The sequence below is a fragment of the Micromonospora sp. NPDC005194 genome, from assembly GCF_040608335.1.
Classification (GTDB): Bacteria; Actinomycetota; Actinomycetes; order Mycobacteriales; family Micromonosporaceae; genus Micromonospora.
Genome location: NZ_JBEXIA010000087.1, coordinates 1 through 1,536, shown reverse-complemented (window position 1 = coordinate 1,536; position 1,536 = coordinate 1). Strand labels below are relative to the sequence as shown.

The following is a 1,536-nucleotide window of genomic DNA, read 5'->3' as shown; positions in this document are numbered from 1 at the left end:
CAACGCCGTTGCGTTTAGCGCCGTGAGCGGGAGGCAAGTCCTTTCTCGAAGAGTGTGATTTCGGCGTGGAAGCTGTAGGTCTGTGTGGTTGTTGGGTGTTGTCCGGTGTTCGGGCCGTACTTGCTGGTCGGGTTCTTGCGGGTGCGGGCTTTGACGCGGGGGCGGCGCCGTGCGGGCAGGAGGTTGGCCAGCGCGGCGTGGCCGATTGCGCCGAGGAGGTCGGCGGGGCCGTGGGGGAGGATCGCGCTGGCGGTGGTGATCGTGTCGATGGCGGTTTCGATGAGGATCGTGAAGCTGATCCGGTCCATGTCGGTGCCTGGCTGGGTTGACGCGGCGTCTGCGGCCGCGCGGATGAGGGCTTGGTAGGCGGTGAGCAGGGCGTATACCTCCTGCTCGATCCCGGGGATGCTGTGAGAGCGCAGGACACGGCCGTTGAGCATGGTCGCTTTGATCGAGTAGTAGGTGGTCTCGGCTTGCCAGCGTTCGTGGTAGAGGTCCACGAGTTCTCGGGCGGGGTAGCGGGCGTGGTCGGTCAGGCTGGTGATCAGCCGCCACTGCTCGTGGCGCACCGTGCCGTCGGGGAGGGTGACGGTGACCTGCGCTTCGACGACCCGTACCAGGATGAGGGCGGCGAGGGTGCCGTAGCCGATGCGGGTCAGGTAGGAGCCATCGGGCAGGCGTTGCGTGATGGTCGGGCGGCGGCAGGCGGTGGAGCGGACCAGGAACTGCGCTCCGGTGGCGTGCACATCGTGCAGGAATTGCGCGGCGTCGAAGCCGGCGTCGGCCAGCAGCAGCATCGCGCGGTCCAGGACGCCCACCAGGCGGTGGGCATACGGCAGTTCGCCTCCTGCGTCAGGGCCGAAGTCCGCGGCGAGCAGGGCGCGGGTCCCGCACTCGATCACCACGAGCAGCCGCAGCAGCGGGTAGCCGAACTCCCGCCGCTCTCCTGCCCGTTTGGGGTAGCGCCAGGTGACCTGTTCCCGATCGGGCACGTGCAGGTGAGTGCCGTCGATGGCCACGGTGCGCAGGCCCCGGTAGAACACGCCGGGCTGGCTGGGCAGACCGACGACACCGGCCAACGTCTCGAACAGACGCCGTAGCGGCGCCGCTCCGATCCGGCGGCGGGCGCGTGAGAGTGAGGAGACGCTCGGCCGCGTCAGGCGCAGGTCCGTCAGGGCAGCGGTCAGCTTCCCCCAGGTCGCCAGATAGGAACAGCGCTCGAACAGCGCCAGCGCAAGGACGAAGTACACCACGACCCGAGACGGCAGCAGCCGCAGCCGCTTCTCCCGCGTCCCGGTCTCCTCCAACACCGCGTCTACGAGGTCAAAGTCAATGATCTGCGTCAACTCACCCAGATGACCGGGCGCGTGCACACCCCCGGCCACCTGCAACGACCGCCTGATGACAGACTTCTCCTGCAACGGGACTCCTGATAACGATCACCTTGCTCGACACAAGCTGATCTATCAGAAGTCCCGTTCGCGTCTCCAAAGCCCTTGACTCAAGTCCCGATCGCCAAACGCAACAGCGTTGACA

Annotated in this window: 1 protein-coding gene; it reads right to left on the bottom strand. The window is 67.1% G+C overall.

From position 1 onward, the window contains the following. Nucleotides 1-14 precede the first annotated feature (14 nt). Entirely contained in the window at nt 15-1,421 is a 1,407-nt protein-coding gene (locus ABZU53_RS31695; protein WP_355069249.1) for an IS4 family transposase, read from the bottom strand. Nucleotides 1,422-1,536 lie beyond the last annotated feature (115 nt).